Raw genomic sequence first — 14830 nt, 5'->3', positions numbered from 1 at the left:
CTATACGTCACATCTCGCGCTGCGATCCGTCACACGCTGCGCGCCGGCAAAATCTTGCCCGCACACGCACCGAAGCCGACGCGATACCCCTCGCCCTGGCACCAGCCCGCGAGCGTCAGCTCGTCGCCGTCCTCGATGAACGTGCGGCTGCCGCCACCGTTCAGCGCGACCGGCTCCTTGCCGTTCCACGTCAGTTCGAGCAGGCTGCCGAACGAATCCTTGGTCGGCCCGCTGATCGTACCCGAGCCCATCAGGTCGCCCACGCGCGTGTTGCAGCCGGCCACCGTGTGATGCGCGAGTTGCTGCGCCATCGTCCAGTACATGTGCTTGAAGTTGGTGCGGCAGATCGACGTGGCCTCGGCTGCGCCCTCGGCGCGCAGCGTCACTTCCAGCGCGATATCGAACGCATGCTTGCCCGCATGCCGCAGATACGCGAGCGGCTGCGGCGACTGCTCGGGCTGCGCGACGCGGAACGGTTCGAGCGCGTCGAGCGTGACGATCCACGGCGAGATCGTCGTCGCGAAGCCTTTCGAATTGAACGGCCCGAGCGGCACGTATTCCCACTGCTGGATATCGCGCGCGCTCCAGTCGTTCAGCAGCACCATCCCGAAGATATGCGCTTCCGCGTCCTCGCACGCGATCGGCTCGCCGAGCGCGTTGCCCTTGCCGACGATGAAGCCCGTCTCCAGTTCGATGTCGAGCTTGCGGCACGCGCCGAACACCGGACGCTCCTGGTCGGCCAGCTTCAGTTGCCCGTTCGGGCGCCGCACCGGCGTGCCGCTCACGACCACCGACGACGCGCGGCCGTTGTAGCCGATCGGCATCTCCGACCAGTTCGGCAGCAGCGCATTCTTCGGATCACGGAACATCGAGCCGACGTTGGTCGCGTGCTCCTTCGACGAATAGAAATCGGTGTAGCCGGGAATCTCGACCGGCAGATGCAGCGTCGCGTCGCGCTGCGCGACGAGTACCTGCGCGCGCAGCGTCGCATCGTCACGCAGCGTCGCGTTGTCGCGCGAGAACAGCGCCGACAGCTGCGAGCGTACGCTGCGCCATGCATCGCGGCCGAGCGCGATGAACGCGTTGAGCGTCGGTGCGGCGAACACATCGGCGCCGGCCGGCAGCGTCACGAGGCCCGCACGCGCGAGCGCGGCGAGATCGACGATCTGGTCGCCCAGTGCGACGCCGGCACGGCGCACGCCCTGCTTCGCATCGCTGAAGACGCCGAACGGCAGGTTCTGGATCGGGAAATCGCACGCGGGATCGTTCGCCGTGTCGATCCAGCTCTTGCGAGCCGGATCGAGCGTCGCGCGCCAGTCTTGGATATCGCTCACTTTTGCTCCGGATTGAAGTGTTTCTTGATGCCTTGCCAGCATTCGAAGTAGTCGGCCTGCAGCTGCGCCGTGTCGAGCGCGTAGCGCGTCGGCCGGATCAGCGTGCGGGTTTCGAACATGAACGCCATCGTCGCGTCGACCTTGTGCGGCTTCGTCGTGTCGCTCGCGGACGCCTTCTCGAACGTGTCCGCATCGGGCCCGTGGCCCGACATGCAGTTGTGCAGGCTCGCGCCGCCCGGCACGAAGCCTTCGGCCTTCGCGTCGTACGCGCCGTGCACGAGCCCCATGAACTCGCTCGCGACGTTGCGGTGGAACCACGGCGGGCGGAACGTATCCTCGGCCGCGAGCCAGCGCGGCGGGAAGATCACGAAGTCGATCGTGTCGACGCCCGGCGTGTCGCTCTGCGCCTGCAGCACGAGGAAGATCGACGGATCGGGATGGTCGAAGCTGATCGAGCCGATCGTGTTGAACAGCCGCAGATCGTACTTATACGGTGCGTAGTTGCCGTGCCACGCGACGACGTCGAGCGGCGAATGGCCGATGTCCGCGCGCCAGAGCCGGCCGTTCAGCTTCGCAATCAGCTCGAATGCGCCTTCGCGATCCTCGTACGCGGCCTGCGGCGTCAGGAAATCGCGCGGGTTCGCGAGCCCGTTCGAGCCGATCGGGCCGAGATCCGGCAGGCGCAGCAGCGCGCCGAAGTTCTCGCAGATATAGCCGCACGCATCGCCGTCCGGCAGCGCGACGGTAAAACGCACGCCGCGCGGAATCACCGCGATCTCGAACGGCTCGACGTCGAGCCGGCCGAATTCGGTCGCGATGAACAGCCGCCCCTGCTGCGGCACGATCAGCAGCTCGCCGTCCGCGCTGTAGAAGAAGCGGTCCTGCATCGAGCGGTTCGCCGCATACAGGTGGATCGCGCAGCCGTTCATCGCGGCGGCCGACCCGTTGCCGGCCATCGTCACGAGACCGTCGACGAAATCGGTCGGCTCGACCGGCATCGGCAGCGGGTCCCAGCGCAGCTGGTTCGGCGGCGTCGGCGGCACGTCGGCCGAATCGCCGAATTCCGACACGAGCCGCTGCGCGCCCGCATACGGCTCGAACGGCCGGTGCACGGCGGCCGGGCGAATCCGGTACAGCCACGAGCGGCGGTTGTGGCCGCGCGGCGCGGTGAACGCGGTGCCCGACAGCTGCTCCGCGTACAGTCCGTACGGCGCACGCTGCGGCGAGTTGCGGCCGTGCGGCAGCGCACCGGGCAGCGCCTCGGTCGCGAATTCGTTCGCGAAACCGCTCAGGTAGCCGGCGGTCGCCGGTTTCGACAGGTCAAGCGTCATCGTTTTCCTTTCTCCATCAATTCAGGGCGGCGTTCGGCGCCTGCGCAGCGCTGCGGCGCGTGACGCCCGCAAGGCCGAGCACGAACAGCGCCGAGCACAGCACGGGCACCGCGGCCGCGTGGAACAGCGCGCCGTTGGACCAGTTGAGCGCAATCAGTTGCCCGCCGACGAGCGGCCCGAGCACCGAGCCGATCCGGCCGATGCCGAGGCTCCAGCCGATGCCCGTCGAGCGCAGCGACGTCGGGTAATACTGGCCCGCGAGCGCGTTCACGGCCGGCTGCCCGCCGACCACGCAGAACCCGCCCGCGAACACGACCACCAGTAGCCACGGCAGCGCATGCGCGACCGAGCCGATCAGCCCCACCGACACGGCCGCGCACGCGAAGCAGGCGAACAGCACGCGCACGAAGCCGTAACGTTCGATGAACCAGCCGAGCGACAGCGTGCCGATCACGCCGCCCGTCTGCAGCACCGTGCCGACGATCACCGCCGTGCCCGGCGAATAGCCGGCCTCGCGCATCACGGTCGGCAGCCAGTTCGACAGGAAGTACAGATCGATCAGGTTCATGAAGCTGATCGCCCACAGCAGCAGCGTGACCGGCAGGCGGCCATGGCGGAACAGTTCGGCCACCGGCGCGCCGCTCGCCGCGCGTTCGCGCACGACGAGCCGCGTATTCGCATCGATGCCGGCTTCCGGCGCGAACCGCGCGAGCCAGTCGCGCGCCTGCGCGACGCGCCCTTTCAGCACCAGGAACTGCAGCGATTCGGGCAGCCGCGCGAGCATCGCCACCGTCAGCACGAGCGGCACCGCGCCGCCGACGAAGAACACCGAACGCCAGCCGAGCGCCGGAATCAGCGCCGCGCTGATGAAGCCGCCGAGCGCCGCGCCGAGCGTGAAGCCGCACGACACGATCATCATCCGCTTCACGCGATGCGCGGCCGGGCTGAACTCGCCGACCAGCGCCATCGCGTTCGGCATGATGCAGCCGAGGCCGAGCCCCGTGACGAAGCGCAGCGCCATCAGCACGGGGATCGAGCCGGCGAACGGCGTCGCGAGCATCGTCACCGCGAAAAACAGCGTCGAGCCGATCAGCACCGGGCGCCGCCCGATCCGGTCGGCCAGCACCGACAGCCCGAGCGCGCCGAGCAGCATCCCGAACAGGCTCGCGCTGAACACGGGCCCGAGCGCCTGCTTCGGCACGCCCCATTCGGCGATCACGCTCGGCGCGACGTAGCCCATCGCCTGCGCGTCGAACCCGTCGATCACGAGGCACAGCCCGCACAGCGCGAGCAGCATCCAGTGAAAACCCGGGCGATGGGTCTCGTCGATCACGCGCTCGACTTCGAGCACGCGCGTATCGGCCGTCGCGCTCATCGCGCCACCTCCGCGGCCGGATGCACGGGCGGCGTCACGCCCTGGCGCGCGAGCGCCATCGCTTCGCGCAGCACGTCGGCGTCGCCGACCTGGTTCGCGAGCAACAGGATCAGCTTCGCATTGACGAGCTGGCTGTCGGCGTCCGACAGGTCGCGATGCATGTCGATCAGCGCTTCGTAGAACGCATCGGGATCGGCCAGGCGCGGGCGGGTGTCGAGTGAGGGCATGACGGTGTCTCCGGTGTCTTTATCGTATTCAGCGTGCGCAGCTCGCGCGCGCCAGTGCGTCGGCGATCGCCTGACGGTCGAGCGTGCGCGTGCGTGCGCAGACGTGCTGGTCGGGACGCAGCAGGTAGAACGTGCCGGGCTGCGCGTCGTAGCGCTGCGCGGCGAGCCCGTCGACGTCTTCCACGACGTCGACACCGGCCGCCGGCTGCGCGTGCCCGGCCGGCACGACGAGCACCGGCCGCACCGTCGGCGCGAGACCGTCGACGGCCTGCGCGAGCGCGGCCGCGTCGCCCGGCAATCCGAACAGCACGCCGGTGAAGCCGCCGCGCAGATGCTGCAGCAGCCAGCCCGACGCGCCTTGCGCGCGCACCGGTGCATCGGCCGCCGCCGCGCCGGGCCGCATCGCGCACCCGAATGCGTCGCCGCCGCGGTCCGGCGTGTTGAGCGGCGAATCGGCCAGCACGGCCGGCACCGACAGGCGGCCGCTGTTCACCAGCTTGCGCGCGAACTCGCAGTCGCGCGCGAGCTTCAGCGTCGCATCGCGGAACACGCGCGACACCGCGCTTTTCGGCGTGATGAAATCGGTCGAGCGCGTCGAGTTGCGGATGTTCTCGTCCGCTGCGAACTCGCGCTCGCTCGCATAGGTGTCGAGCAGGCGGTCGTGCGCACGGCCGTCGAGCACCAGTTTCAGCTTCCACGCGAGGTTGTCCGCGTCCTGCACGCCGCTGTTCGCGCCGCGCGCGCCGAACGGCGACACGCCGTGTGCGGAATCGCCCGCGAACAGCACGCGGCCGTGGCGGAACGTGTCCATCCGCTGGCAGCGGAACGTATAGACGCTCACCCACTCGAGCTCGAACTCGACGTCCGCGCCGAGCAGCGCGCGCACACGCGGAATCACGCGCTCCGGCTGCTTCTCGGCGACCGGGTCGGCATCCCAGCCGAGCTGGAAGTCGATGCGCCACACGTTGTCCGGCTGGCGGTGCAGCAGCACCGACTGGTTGCGGTGAAACGGCGGGTCGAACCAGAACCAACGCTCGGTCGGAAACTCCGCCTTCATCTTCACGTCGGCGATCAGGAAACGGTCCTTGAACGTGCGGCCGCGGCTTTCGAGACCCATCATCGTGCGCATCGGGCTGCGCGAGCCGTCGGCCGCGATCACGTACTGCGCGCGCAGCGTCGCGACGCCGTCCGGCGTCTCGATCGTCAGCACCGCGTGTTCGGCCGACTGGTCGACGCCCGTCACCTTGTGCTTCCAGCGGATATCGATGTTCGGCAGCTCGAATGCGCGGTCGGCCAGATAGCCTTCTACGTAGTACTGCTGCAGGTTGATGAACGCCGGGCGCGCATGCCCCTCCTCGGGCAGCAGGTCGAACGCGTAAAGCTGCTCGTCCTGCAGGAACACCTTGCCGACGTGCCAGCTCACGCCCTTGTCGACGAAGCGCTCGCCGCAGCCGAGCCGGTCGAAGATCTCGAGCGTGCGCTTGGCGAAGCAGATCGCGCGCGAGCCGGTCGACAGCGTGTCGTCGTCGTCGAGCAGCACGACCGGCACGCCCTGCTGCGCGAGGTCGATCGCGGCGGCCAGGCCCACCGGGCCCGCGCCGACGACGATCACCGGGTGGACGGCCGCGTCGTGCGCGCGGGCGCGGTACTCGAACTTCAGCGTCTGGTAATCGATGCTCATGGTCGCCATCCGCGCGTCAACCCCGCCGTGCGCGCACCGCCGCGCCCGTCGCTCCGTCCGTCTCCTTGCGGCGCGCCTGCCCGCTTGTCCTGTCAACAACCGCCACGTCTCGCTCCTTGCTTCCTGTTGATTCGTGAACGGCGCCGTTTCGCGGCGCCCGCATGCCGCATTTCTTGATCGGCGACAAATCCTGGATTTACGAATAGTAAAACCAATTACGAATAGTGAAATCAACGTAAACCCTAGTCGTTCGCTCGGGGACGGGATAACCATATGAATGAAACGCCGAGCCGAGCGCGGCGCGCGCTGCTAATATCAAGTCACGAGGCGGCCCTTTCGGCCGCCATTTTTCCTTCTCACGCCGATGATTCCGCCTACCATCCCCGAGCTGGTCAGCCGTGCCGGGCAACTGCCGTATCTGCGGGAACACCTCGCGCTTGCCGAAGGCGGCACCGCGTGCGCGAATCTGCCGGAGCGCACGCTCGCCAGCGCGTACGAGCCGATCTACGACGTGACGATGCCCGGCGCGCCGCAATCGACGTCGTTCGCCGACGCGATCGAGCGCTACGGCGACGAGCTCGGCTTCCAGGCCGTCACGCTCGTCACCGGCGCGCAGCACGACCCGGTCGACGCGGCCGTCGACGACCAGACGCTGGTCGCGATCGACCGCCTGTCGCGCGCGCTGCACGCGATCAATTTCTTCGGGGCGCAGCGTCACGGGCTGCTGTTCCTGCGCGTGCACGAGCGGCTGCTCAAGAGCGTGAAGTACGACCACGGCAAGCATTTCTCGTCGGTGCTGCAGCGCTTCGGGCTGCCGCCCGAGCGGATCGTGATCGAGCTGCCGGCGGTCGCGGTCGCCCACAAGACGTTCCTCGGCTACCTGACGCGCAGCTATCAGCATCACGGCTTCAAGGTCGCGGACAAGCTGCCCGATCCGGGCCGCATCCTCGCGGTCGAATCGGACATGGCGCGCCCCGACTACATCAAGATGGATGCGGGCATCGCGTTGCGCGACGGGATGGTCAAGGCGCTCGTCGCCTACGCGCAGCGCGTGCGGATTCCGCTGATCTTCGACGGCGTGGTCGACGAGACGCAGTGCGAGTTGCTGCGCCAGCACGACGTGCGGTTCATGCAGGGGCCGGTGTTCGCGAAGGTCGTGACGGCCTGAGCGGAGGGAGCAGCCACGCGGGGGGCGTGCCGCGCCGGGGGCGGCATCCGGTGTCGGGTTACGTCGGGAATCGGGTTTCAGCACGCAGCGTCGCTCGACGCCGGCCGGTTCCTCGTTCGTTCATGCAGAAAGGTCGAATGCGCTTGCGCACCCGCCCGCACCGGCGCATTGCCCGCGATGGGCCGCCTACTCCCTGCCACCGTCGTCGTACTTCGGTAGATCGTCGTCGATCTCGATGCCCGGGAAACGATCGCCGTACCAGACGTGCCACGCCGAACGCAGCTTCGACGGTTCGTCGAGCGTCGCGTAATTGATCTCGACCGTCTGCGGCGCGTCAGAGCGCCGGTATTCGAGCTGCGCGCCGCAACGGCCGCAGAAGCGTCGCTCACCCCATGCGCTCGACGCGTAGACGGTTGGTTCGCCCCGCAGATATTCGAATGCGTCGATCGGCACCGATGCCGATGCGACGACCGCCGCGCCGGTCGTGCGCTGGCAGAGCCGGCAGTGGCAGAAACCGGCGTCGGTCGGAACGCCGGCGATACGGTAGCGGATCGCGCCGCACGCGCATCCGCCTTCCATCGGTTCGGGGTGCGCCATCGCAGACCTCGTCGTCGGGAAGCAGGCGAACGATGATGAGCGCGGTTCGCCCGTCGCGCAATACGCAACGGCGCCGCATCGCCTCTGCGCCCACATCCGTCACACACGGATCGGTTGCCGCGCGACGGCAACACCCGCGCGCTCGTCGCTCTCAGACCGTCTGCCCGAGCCGCTGCGCGAGCGCCTTCAGTTGCGGCCCGACCTGCGTGCGAAACACGTCTTCGTCCATCGACGACGCCGGGCCGCTGCAGCTCAGGATCAGCCAGCGCCCCTCGCGCGGCTCGCGAAACGGCACGGCCGCCGCGTTCACGTCCGTGTGCCACGCGCGAAACGAATAGCAGCAGCCGTTCGCCGAGAATTCGGCCACCGCCTGCTGCGCGGCGGCGACGAGCGCATCGGCGTCGGCCGCACCGCCGGCCGCGCGGTGCAGTTCGGCATAGAGCGCGCGGCGCACGTCCTCCGGCTGCACGGCCAGGTACGCGCGCCCCATCGAGCTCGTCAGCATCGACAGCCGCGAACCGGGCGCGAGCCCGAGCGTCAACGCGGTCTCGCTCCGGATCGTCTCCAGATAGATCATGTCGAGCCCGTCGCGACAGCCGAGCGACACGGCCGCGCCGACCTCGCGCGCGAGCGCCTGCATGTGCGGCCGCGCGAGATCGATCGTGCCCGAGCCCGACAGCAGCGCGTAGCCGAGCGACAGCACACCGGCGTCCAGCGCATACTTTCCGAGCGTCTCGTCGTAGCGCAGATAGCCGAGCACGGTCAGCGTATAGGCGAGCCGGTTCACCGTCGCCTTCGGCAGCCCCGTGCGTTCCGCGAAATCGCGATTGCCCAGCATCGTCTCGCCGGGCCGGAAGGCGCGCAGCAGCTCGAGCCCGCGCGCGAGCGCGACGACGAACTTGCGCTCGTCGATCGTGGTGTCGTCGATGGTTGAAAGTGTCATCCGGTGCTACACTGAGGTCGATTTGCAAAACATTGTTCCGCACAGCGGAACGCAAGTCAAGCGAACTTCAGGCATCAGCCCGGAGCAAGCGCTGCAGCGCGGCCTCTGTCCGACTGAAAAGCACGGGCTCGGGGCCGGCGCCGAAGCGCCCGCTCCGACCGACCGCAAGCATGGGGCCGGAGTAAGCGCTGAAGCGCCAACTCGGGCCGACAGGAGATGAGACGATGAGTGCTGCAACTTTTCATTGGGACGATCCGCTGCTGCTCGACCAGCAACTGACCGAAGAAGAGCGAATGGTCCGCGATGCCGCGCAGGCGTATGCACAGGACAAGCTCGCGCCGCGCGTCACCGAAGCGTTCCGCCACGAACGCACCGACGCGGCCATCTTTCGCGAGATGGGCGAGGTCGGCCTGCTCGGCCCGACGATTCCCGAGGAATACGGCGGCCCCGGCCTCAACTACGTGAGCTACGGGCTGATCGCGCGCGAAGTCGAGCGCGTCGACTCCGGCTACCGGTCGATGATGTCCGTACAGTCGTCGCTCGTGATGGTACCGATCTTCGAATTCGGCTCCGACGCGCAGAAGCAGAAATACCTGCCGAAGCTCGCCACCGGCGAATGGATCGGCTGCTTCGGCCTGACCGAGCCGAACCACGGCTCCGATCCGGGCAGCATGGTCACGCGGGCGAAGAAGGTGCCGGGCGGCTACGCGCTGTCCGGCGCGAAGATGTGGATCACCAACTCGCCGATCGCCGACGTGTTCGTCGTATGGGCGAAGCTGGAAGAGAACGGCAAGGACGCGATCCGCGGCTTCATCCTCGAGAAGGGCTGGAAAGGCCTGTCGGCGCCCGCGATCCACGGCAAGGTCGGGCTGCGCGCATCGATCACCGGCGAGATCGTCCTCGACGACGTGTTCGTGCCCGAAGAGAACCTGATGCCGAACGTGAGCGGCCTGCGCGGCCCGTTCACCTGCCTGAACTCGGCGCGCTACGGGATCGCGTGGGGCGCGCTCGGCGCCGCCGAATCCTGCTGGCACACCGCGCGCCAGTACGTGCTCGACCGCCAGCAGTTCGGCCGGCCGCTCGCCGCGAACCAGTTGATCCAGAAGAAGCTCGCCGACATGCAGACCGAAATCACGCTCGGCCTGCAAGGCGTGCTGCGCCTCGGCCGGATGAAGGACGAAGGCACGGCCGCCGTCGAGATCACGTCGATCATGAAGCGCAATTCGTGCGGCAAGGCGCTCGACATCGCCCGCCTCGCGCGCGACATGCTCGGCGGCAACGGCATCTCCGACGAATTCGGCGTCGCGCGCCACCTCGTGAACCTCGAAGTGGTCAACACGTACGAAGGCACGCACGACATCCACGCGCTGATCCTCGGCCGCGCGCAGACGGGCATCCAGGCATTCTTCTGATGATCCGGCCATGACGCACGCGGCAGCAATGCCGCGCACGCGCACGCCGCCAAGTAAAAGCCCGCCCGGCATGACTGCCGGACGGGCTTTTTTTCATCGGAGCCGCGGCCGCAGGCCGCCGATGCTCACTTGTTCGGCTGCGGCGTCAGGCGCAGATACGGACGCACCGCGTTGAAGCCCTTCGGGAAGCGCTTCTTCAGCTCTTCCGGATCCTGCAGCGACGGCACGATCACGACATCGTCGCCGTCCTTCCAGTTGCCGGGCGTCGCGACCTTGTAATTATCGGTCAGTTGCAGCGAATCGATCACGCGCAGCACTTCGTCGAAGTTGCGCCCCGTGCTGGCCGGATAGGTGATCGTGAGCCGCACCTTCTTGTTCGGGTCGATCACGAACAGCGAACGCACCGTCAGCGTTTCGTTCGCGTTCGGGTGAATCATGTCGTACAGCTGCGACACCTTGCGGTCCGCGTCGGCGATGATCGGGAAGCCCACGACCGTCGACTGCGTTTCGTTGATGTCGTTGATCCAGCCCTTGTGCGATTCGACGCCGTCGACCGACAGCGCGATCACCTTCACGTTGCGTTTCTCGAATTCGCCCTTCAGTTTCGAGGTCAGCCCGAGTTCGGTCGTGCACACCGGCGTGTAGTCGGCCGGATGGGAGAACAGGACGCCCCAGCTGTTGCCGAGCCACTCGTGAAACTTGATGGTGCCCAGGCTCGATTCCTGCTCGAAATCCGGTGCGATGTCGCCAAGACGCAGACTCATGATGTTCCCTCCTCGAACGATGCTGGTTGAAACCGCGCGCTGGACAGCGCGGGGCAGTCCATCAGCTTACGGGAAGCAATGGGCCGTGCGAACGATTATTCCGTTTGATATTCATACTTTTTTGTCATTTTTACCCGGCGTCATGGCAGGACGGAAGCTCGCGGGGGAAACTTTTCAACCCGTTTGCCGCTCTGTTCATGATTACAAGTCGTTTACCATGCAGTCTTGCGCTGCCGCCGTGTGTCTTCCCGGCTCGCCAGCAGGCAGGGGTTTCGCTACGATGTGAACCTGCAGCATGACAGCACGAAGGGAGTTGCAATGTCGGAAATCAACAAGGAGAAACTGATGTCGGATATCAAAACCGTTCTCTCGGACGCCGAAGACCTGCTCAAGCAAGCAGCGAGCAGCACGGGCGACCGTGCGGCCGAGTTGCGCGAGAAAGCCATGTCGCGCCTGAAGCAGGCCAAGGAAAAGGCAGCCGACGTCCAGGTCGTGGTGGTCGAGAAAGGCAAGAAGGCCGCGCGCGCGACCGACGACTACGTGCACGAGCATCCGTGGACGTCGATCGGCGTGGCCGCCGGCGTCGGCGTGCTGATCGGCCTGCTGATCAACCGCAAGTAACGCGCTCTGCGCCGTTTCGTCCCGCGGGCCGCGGTGCGGCCTGCGGGCGCCGGCCGGCCCGCGCCGGCCGGCTTTGTCCTAGCTGCTTACTGCACGCGCAAGCACCTCATCCATGACGACAGACACCCCCTCGCAGCCGTCCGGTCAAGGACCGTTGCGCCGCCTCGTCGGCTCCGCCATCGGCCTTCTGCAGACGCGCCTCGAACTGGTGGGCATCGAGCTTGCCGAGGAGAAGGAGCGCCTGATGGGCGTGCTGTTCCTCGGACTCGCCGCGATGATGCTCGCGACGATGGCACTCATCAGCCTGACCGTGCTGATCGCAATCGCGTTCTGGGATACCTACCGCTGGCAGGCGCTCGCCGCGATCACCGCGCTGTATGCCATTGGCGGCATCGTATGCGCGCTGAAGGCGCGCTCGGGCCTGCGCGACGCGCCGACCGTGTTCGAGGCGACGCTCGCCGAGCTCGAGAAAGACCGCGACCTGTTCCGCGGCAAGCCGTGAACGCCTTCGCGCTCATCCCTCCCACCTACTTCGCCGACGCGCCATGAGCCAGAACATCACGGGCAATCCCTCCCGCTCCCATTCGTCGCGATCGAACTGGAGCGCGTCGCAGCACCGCGCGCTCCGCAAGGAATTGCTGATCCTGCGATCCGAAGTCGAGCGGCTCGAATTTGCGGAGGCCGCCGCCGAAATGCGCCACGCCGTCACGCGCTTCAGCTGGCTCAAGGTGTTCATCCCCGGGCTGTCGACCGGCAGGTTCGGCCAGTCGGCCAAGAACCTGAACGCAAGCCTCGGCCAGCTCGTCAACCAGTATCCGATGCTGAGCTCGCTCGCGTCGCTCGTGCTGGCGAAACCCGTTCGCTCGCTGCTGCGTGCGAGCGCGGGCCCCGCGTTGAAGTGGGGCACGCTCGGCTTCGCCGCATGGGAGGTCTACCGGATCTGGAAACAGTCCCGCGACGAACGCGGGCTCGACGCACAGAACGACTGATCGTCGGCATCCCGCGCGCACGGCCCTGCGCCGCTGCGCGCCTTCCTTGCGCACTCAGCGCACGCCCCAGCAGACAGCGCCCGGTTCGTCGGCGCCATCGCTTCCTGCATTGCCTTTCGTCCCGTCCGAGCGCAGTGTGAACGTGCCGCATGCATCGTCGCGCATCGGACCGGTGTCGAGCGGCGTCGCCGCCAGTTCATAGCTCACCGGTGAACCGTCGCCATCCGGCCGCCCGAGCGTCAATCGATACACGGCATGCCCGTCCGGCGGCGCCTGCGCGAGCGCATCCGGCAACGCCGCAGGCGGCGCACCGTCCAGCGTTTCAAGATATTGGGCCGCACGGTACAGCGCAGACACCGCCGACGCACGGTGAACCCGCACGACATGTTCTCGATACGACGGGATACCCCACCCGGCCAGCACGGCGACGATCGCGAGCACGATCATCAGCTCGATCAGCGTGAATCCGGCCGAGCGGCACCGGGACAGGCGACCGTTCATCGGAGTACCGCCGCGACACGACGCCAGCGCAGCTCGACGATATGACCGTCGGGTATCACGACCTGATGTTGCAGCCAGACGGCGCTCGACGCGTGCGCGCCGACGCCACGCGCGGTGACCAGGTAAGCGCGGCTGCCGGCCTGCCGTGCCGGACGCCGCCACGCCTCGATCAGGCATCGCGGCGGCTGCGCGGCCATCGGCCATTCGGCGAATGGCGCGAACGCTTCGGCAGCCGCCAGCGGCGGCATGTGTCGCCATGCGTCGGGCTCCGCGTGCGATTCGCTTTCGTTCACATACGGCGCCGAGCCGCGCAGCAATCGTGCGGTGCATGCGGCAAGCGCGGCATCGGCCGCGTGGAAGGCGATCAGCCGATCCGACAACGCGCGGGTACGGCGCGACTCCGTCAACGCGGCGTCGAACCATGTGCCGGTCAGTGCCGCGACTGCTGCGCCGACCGCGATCACCGCAGGCAAAGCAAGACCTGCGTCGCGACGCCAGGCGCGGCGAGCGAGTCGGAAATGCATGCATGGCTCGCGGGGACCCGTCGCCGGAACGCCGGCACATGCGGTCCGCTGCGGGCCGTCATCATTTGCGACGGTGCGCTTATGGCCGTGCCGTGCCTTCACGCGTCGGGAGATGTCGCCCAGCGCGTACTGCGCTGCTACCCTCATCGCGCCACCTCGCGTGCTTGAGTTGCCCCGAGCAACGCAACATCGGATGCGTCGGCGACGTTCCGCAACGCGATGATGCGATCGAGTGTCAACCGTGCGCGGCCATCCGGTGCAACGGCGACGCGGCCGTCGCAGTCGACTTGCCGCGTCGGTTCGCGCGTCGGCTCGCCGCGCGCACGCACGCAGACATGCACGGCCACGACATCGCGCCAGTCGTCGGCACGCATCGTATCGGCGTCGACAAAGTGCGTGGTGCCGCGACGCAAATAGCGCATGCGCAACTGATCGATTCCCGCCACGATGGGCTGCGGCGTACCCGGACGGCCGCTTCCCTCGCAATACAGTTCGGGCTCGCCCGTCGACGGGCTGACATGCGCATCGAAGCGATTCTCCACCGGCGCCGGTTCGCCCGGCACGCCGACACCCTGCCCGAGGCAATCCGACGCCTGGCCGCTCACCGTCACCCACGTCGAGACGGAATCGCCGACATACCTGACCAGCACCGCATCCGACGACAGACGCGCGGGCTCGCAGCGCACCTGTGCGCCACTACCGCGCACGCGCGCTGCCGAACAGCCGAACACCGGCGGCAACGACGATGCCGCTTCGCCATCGAGCGGCCGGAATCCTGCCATCTGGATCTGCTGACCGATCAGCATCAGCGCGGTAGCGGCAGCATCGCGCATCCTGAACCCGTCTTCCGCGCGACGCTGCGCAATATGCTGCGCGTGGTACAGCGCACCGGCCGCCGCGAGCACGAGGAGCCCGACGGTCATCGCAATCAGCACTTCGACCAGCGTATGGCCACACGTACGGCGATCAGCGTTCATCGACGGCGCTCTCCCGAAACGGCATCCGGACACACGATGGCGGCTGCGTCGACTTCCCCGTCGCACCGCAGCGCGACGAGGCGCCCTGATTGCCGCCCCGCCAGCCGACGACCACGTAACGGATGCCACCCGGCCCGCCATCGAGCGTCATCGCGCCGCCCGGCAACGATGCAGCCGCCAGCGCCACGAGGTCGTCATCGGCCGCCGCAGCAGCATGCAGACGCTCGATACGTGCATCGGCCAGCCACAGCGCGCGTTCGCGCCAGATCGTCGTGCGCTGCACACGCGCCATCGTGAGCTGGCTGCCGACCACGGCCAGCATCACGGTGGCGAGCAGCGCGATGGCCAGCGTCGCCTCGATCAGCGACGTGCCGCGCATGGCATTG

General features: G+C 67.7%; 17 protein-coding genes. 5 read left to right on the top strand and 12 right to left on the bottom strand.

Annotated features, from left to right (window positions below; translation table 11 throughout):
- Positions 1 to 29 precede the first annotated feature (29 nt).
- From fahA to SY91_RS06275, 5 genes are read right to left on the bottom strand one after another with little or no spacing between them, the layout of a single operon-like run.
- On the bottom strand, positions 30 to 1334 hold the full coding sequence (gene fahA / locus SY91_RS06295; RefSeq protein ID WP_185921115.1) for a fumarylacetoacetase: 1305 nt from the start codon (positions 1332 to 1334) through the stop codon (positions 30 to 32).
- A complete protein-coding gene (gene hmgA / locus SY91_RS06290; protein WP_185921114.1) occupies positions 1331 to 2665 on the bottom strand; it encodes a homogentisate 1,2-dioxygenase in 1335 nt (444 codons plus the stop codon). Before hmgA ends, fahA begins: the two co-directional genes overlap by 4 nt.
- 16 nt (positions 2666 to 2681) lie before the next feature.
- The gene (locus SY91_RS06285) at positions 2682 to 4040 is read right to left on the bottom strand and encodes an MFS transporter (RefSeq protein ID WP_185921113.1); all 1359 of its coding nucleotides are present in this window, start codon (positions 4038 to 4040) and stop codon (positions 2682 to 2684) included.
- The gene (locus SY91_RS06280; RefSeq protein ID WP_124476159.1) at positions 4037 to 4267 is read right to left on the bottom strand and encodes a DUF2783 domain-containing protein; all 231 of its coding nucleotides are present in this window, start codon (positions 4265 to 4267) and stop codon (positions 4037 to 4039) included. Before SY91_RS06280 ends, SY91_RS06285 begins: the two co-directional genes overlap by 4 nt.
- Positions 4268 to 4295: 28 nt before the next feature.
- Positions 4296 to 5957 carry an FAD-dependent oxidoreductase gene (locus SY91_RS06275; protein ID WP_185921112.1) on the bottom strand — a complete coding sequence of 554 codons (1662 nt, stop codon included), beginning with the start codon at positions 5955 to 5957 and terminating at the stop codon, positions 4296 to 4298.
- A 355-nt stretch (positions 5958 to 6312) separates the two neighbouring features.
- Here SY91_RS06275 and SY91_RS06270 point away from each other — a divergent pair, with 355 nt between their 5' ends.
- Complete coding sequence (locus SY91_RS06270; RefSeq protein ID WP_006484944.1) at positions 6313 to 7116, top strand: EAL domain-containing protein; 804 nt, start codon at positions 6313 to 6315, stop codon at positions 7114 to 7116.
- Between the two features lie 186 nt (positions 7117 to 7302).
- Here the strand turns inward: SY91_RS06270 and SY91_RS06265 are convergent, their stop codons facing one another.
- Entirely contained in the window at positions 7303 to 7713 is a 411-nt protein-coding gene (locus SY91_RS06265; protein ID WP_023476288.1) for a GFA family protein, read from the bottom strand.
- Between the two features lie 151 nt (positions 7714 to 7864).
- On the bottom strand, positions 7865 to 8656 hold the full coding sequence (locus SY91_RS06260) for an IclR family transcriptional regulator (protein ID WP_023476289.1): 792 nt from the start codon (positions 8654 to 8656) through the stop codon (positions 7865 to 7867).
- Between the two features lie 224 nt (positions 8657 to 8880).
- Here SY91_RS06260 and SY91_RS06255 point away from each other — a divergent pair, with 224 nt between their 5' ends.
- Entirely contained in the window at positions 8881 to 10068 is a 1188-nt protein-coding gene (locus SY91_RS06255; protein ID WP_023476291.1) for an acyl-CoA dehydrogenase, read from the top strand.
- Positions 10069 to 10193: 125 nt separating this feature from the next.
- On the opposite strand, the gene SY91_RS06250 is transcribed toward SY91_RS06255, so the two are convergent.
- Complete coding sequence (locus SY91_RS06250) at positions 10194 to 10832, bottom strand: peroxiredoxin (RefSeq protein ID WP_006476788.1); 639 nt, start codon at positions 10830 to 10832, stop codon at positions 10194 to 10196.
- A gap of 318 nt (positions 10833 to 11150) precedes the next feature.
- Here SY91_RS06250 and SY91_RS06245 point away from each other — a divergent pair, with 318 nt between their 5' ends.
- The 3 genes from SY91_RS06245 to SY91_RS06235 all read left to right on the top strand — a co-directional run bounded on the left by SY91_RS06245 (position 11151) and on the right by SY91_RS06235 (position 12442).
- The gene (locus tag SY91_RS06245) at positions 11151 to 11453 is read left to right on the top strand and encodes a YqjD family protein (RefSeq protein WP_006494044.1); all 303 of its coding nucleotides are present in this window, start codon (positions 11151 to 11153) and stop codon (positions 11451 to 11453) included.
- 112 nt (positions 11454 to 11565) lie between these two features.
- On the top strand, positions 11566 to 11955 hold the full coding sequence (locus tag SY91_RS06240; RefSeq protein ID WP_043887579.1) for a phage holin family protein: 390 nt from the start codon (positions 11566 to 11568) through the stop codon (positions 11953 to 11955).
- Between the two features lie 43 nt (positions 11956 to 11998).
- Positions 11999 to 12442 (top strand): DUF3318 domain-containing protein, encoded by a 444-nt coding sequence (locus tag SY91_RS06235; protein ID WP_027807488.1) that lies wholly within the window; start codon positions 11999 to 12001, stop codon positions 12440 to 12442.
- A 54-nt stretch (positions 12443 to 12496) separates the two neighbouring features.
- On the opposite strand, the gene SY91_RS06230 is transcribed toward SY91_RS06235, so the two are convergent.
- The 4 genes from SY91_RS06230 to SY91_RS06215 all read right to left on the bottom strand — a co-directional run bounded on the left by SY91_RS06230 (position 12497) and on the right by SY91_RS06215 (position 14823).
- Positions 12497 to 12943, bottom strand: coding sequence for a type IV pilin protein (locus tag SY91_RS06230; RefSeq protein WP_023476294.1), 447 nt, complete (start codon positions 12941 to 12943; stop codon positions 12497 to 12499).
- A complete protein-coding gene (locus SY91_RS06225) occupies positions 12940 to 13467 on the bottom strand; it encodes a pilus assembly protein (protein WP_023476295.1) in 528 nt (175 codons plus the stop codon). The genes SY91_RS06230 and SY91_RS06225 overlap by 4 nt, the downstream gene beginning before the upstream one ends.
- 143 nt (positions 13468 to 13610) lie before the next feature.
- A complete protein-coding gene (locus SY91_RS06220; RefSeq protein ID WP_023476296.1) occupies positions 13611 to 14444 on the bottom strand; it encodes a PilW family protein in 834 nt (277 codons plus the stop codon).
- The gene (locus SY91_RS06215) at positions 14434 to 14823 is read right to left on the bottom strand and encodes a hypothetical protein (RefSeq protein WP_409557528.1); all 390 of its coding nucleotides are present in this window, start codon (positions 14821 to 14823) and stop codon (positions 14434 to 14436) included. Before SY91_RS06215 ends, SY91_RS06220 begins: the two co-directional genes overlap by 11 nt.
- Positions 14824 to 14830: the final 7 nt, after the last annotated feature.

The sequence above is a fragment of the Burkholderia cenocepacia genome (assembly GCF_014211915.1).
GTDB lineage: Bacteria > Pseudomonadota > Gammaproteobacteria > Burkholderiales > Burkholderiaceae > Burkholderia > Burkholderia orbicola.
The sequence above is the reverse complement of the archived record's forward strand: the minus strand, read 5'-3'. Positions and strand labels throughout refer to the sequence as shown.

What these genes read in the sequence shown, in the direction of transcription:
- SY91_RS06215 (WP_409557528.1), bottom strand. Translation starts at nt 14,823, where the DNA reads ATGCGCGGCACGTCGCTGATCGAGGCGACGCTGGCCATCGCGCTGCTC.
- SY91_RS06255 (WP_023476291.1), top strand. Translation starts at nt 8,881, where the DNA reads ATGAGTGCTGCAACTTTTCATTGGGACGATCCGCTGCTGCTCGACCAG.
- SY91_RS06220 (WP_023476296.1), bottom strand. Translation starts at nt 14,444, where the DNA reads ATGAACGCTGATCGCCGTACGTGTGGCCATACGCTGGTCGAAGTGCTG.
- SY91_RS06285 (WP_185921113.1), bottom strand. Translation starts at nt 4,040, where the DNA reads ATGAGCGCGACGGCCGATACGCGCGTGCTCGAAGTCGAGCGCGTGATC.
- SY91_RS06245 (WP_006494044.1), top strand. Translation starts at nt 11,151, where the DNA reads ATGTCGGAAATCAACAAGGAGAAACTGATGTCGGATATCAAAACCGTT.
- SY91_RS06240 (WP_043887579.1), top strand. Translation starts at nt 11,566, where the DNA reads ATGACGACAGACACCCCCTCGCAGCCGTCCGGTCAAGGACCGTTGCGC.
- SY91_RS06230 (WP_023476294.1), bottom strand. Translation starts at nt 12,943, where the DNA reads ATGAACGGTCGCCTGTCCCGGTGCCGCTCGGCCGGATTCACGCTGATC.
- SY91_RS06270 (WP_006484944.1), top strand. Translation starts at nt 6,313, where the DNA reads ATGATTCCGCCTACCATCCCCGAGCTGGTCAGCCGTGCCGGGCAACTG.
- SY91_RS06250 (WP_006476788.1), bottom strand. Translation starts at nt 10,832, where the DNA reads ATGAGTCTGCGTCTTGGCGACATCGCACCGGATTTCGAGCAGGAATCG.
- SY91_RS06260 (WP_023476289.1), bottom strand. Translation starts at nt 8,656, where the DNA reads ATGACACTTTCAACCATCGACGACACCACGATCGACGAGCGCAAGTTC.
- SY91_RS06225 (WP_023476295.1), bottom strand. Translation starts at nt 13,467, where the DNA reads ATGCATTTCCGACTCGCTCGCCGCGCCTGGCGTCGCGACGCAGGTCTT.
- SY91_RS06275 (WP_185921112.1), bottom strand. Translation starts at nt 5,957, where the DNA reads ATGGCGACCATGAGCATCGATTACCAGACGCTGAAGTTCGAGTACCGC.
- hmgA (WP_185921114.1), bottom strand. Translation starts at nt 2,665, where the DNA reads ATGACGCTTGACCTGTCGAAACCGGCGACCGCCGGCTACCTGAGCGGT.
- SY91_RS06235 (WP_027807488.1), top strand. Translation starts at nt 11,999, where the DNA reads ATGAGCCAGAACATCACGGGCAATCCCTCCCGCTCCCATTCGTCGCGA.
- SY91_RS06265 (WP_023476288.1), bottom strand. Translation starts at nt 7,713, where the DNA reads ATGGCGCACCCCGAACCGATGGAAGGCGGATGCGCGTGCGGCGCGATC.
- SY91_RS06280 (WP_124476159.1), bottom strand. Translation starts at nt 4,267, where the DNA reads ATGCCCTCACTCGACACCCGCCCGCGCCTGGCCGATCCCGATGCGTTC.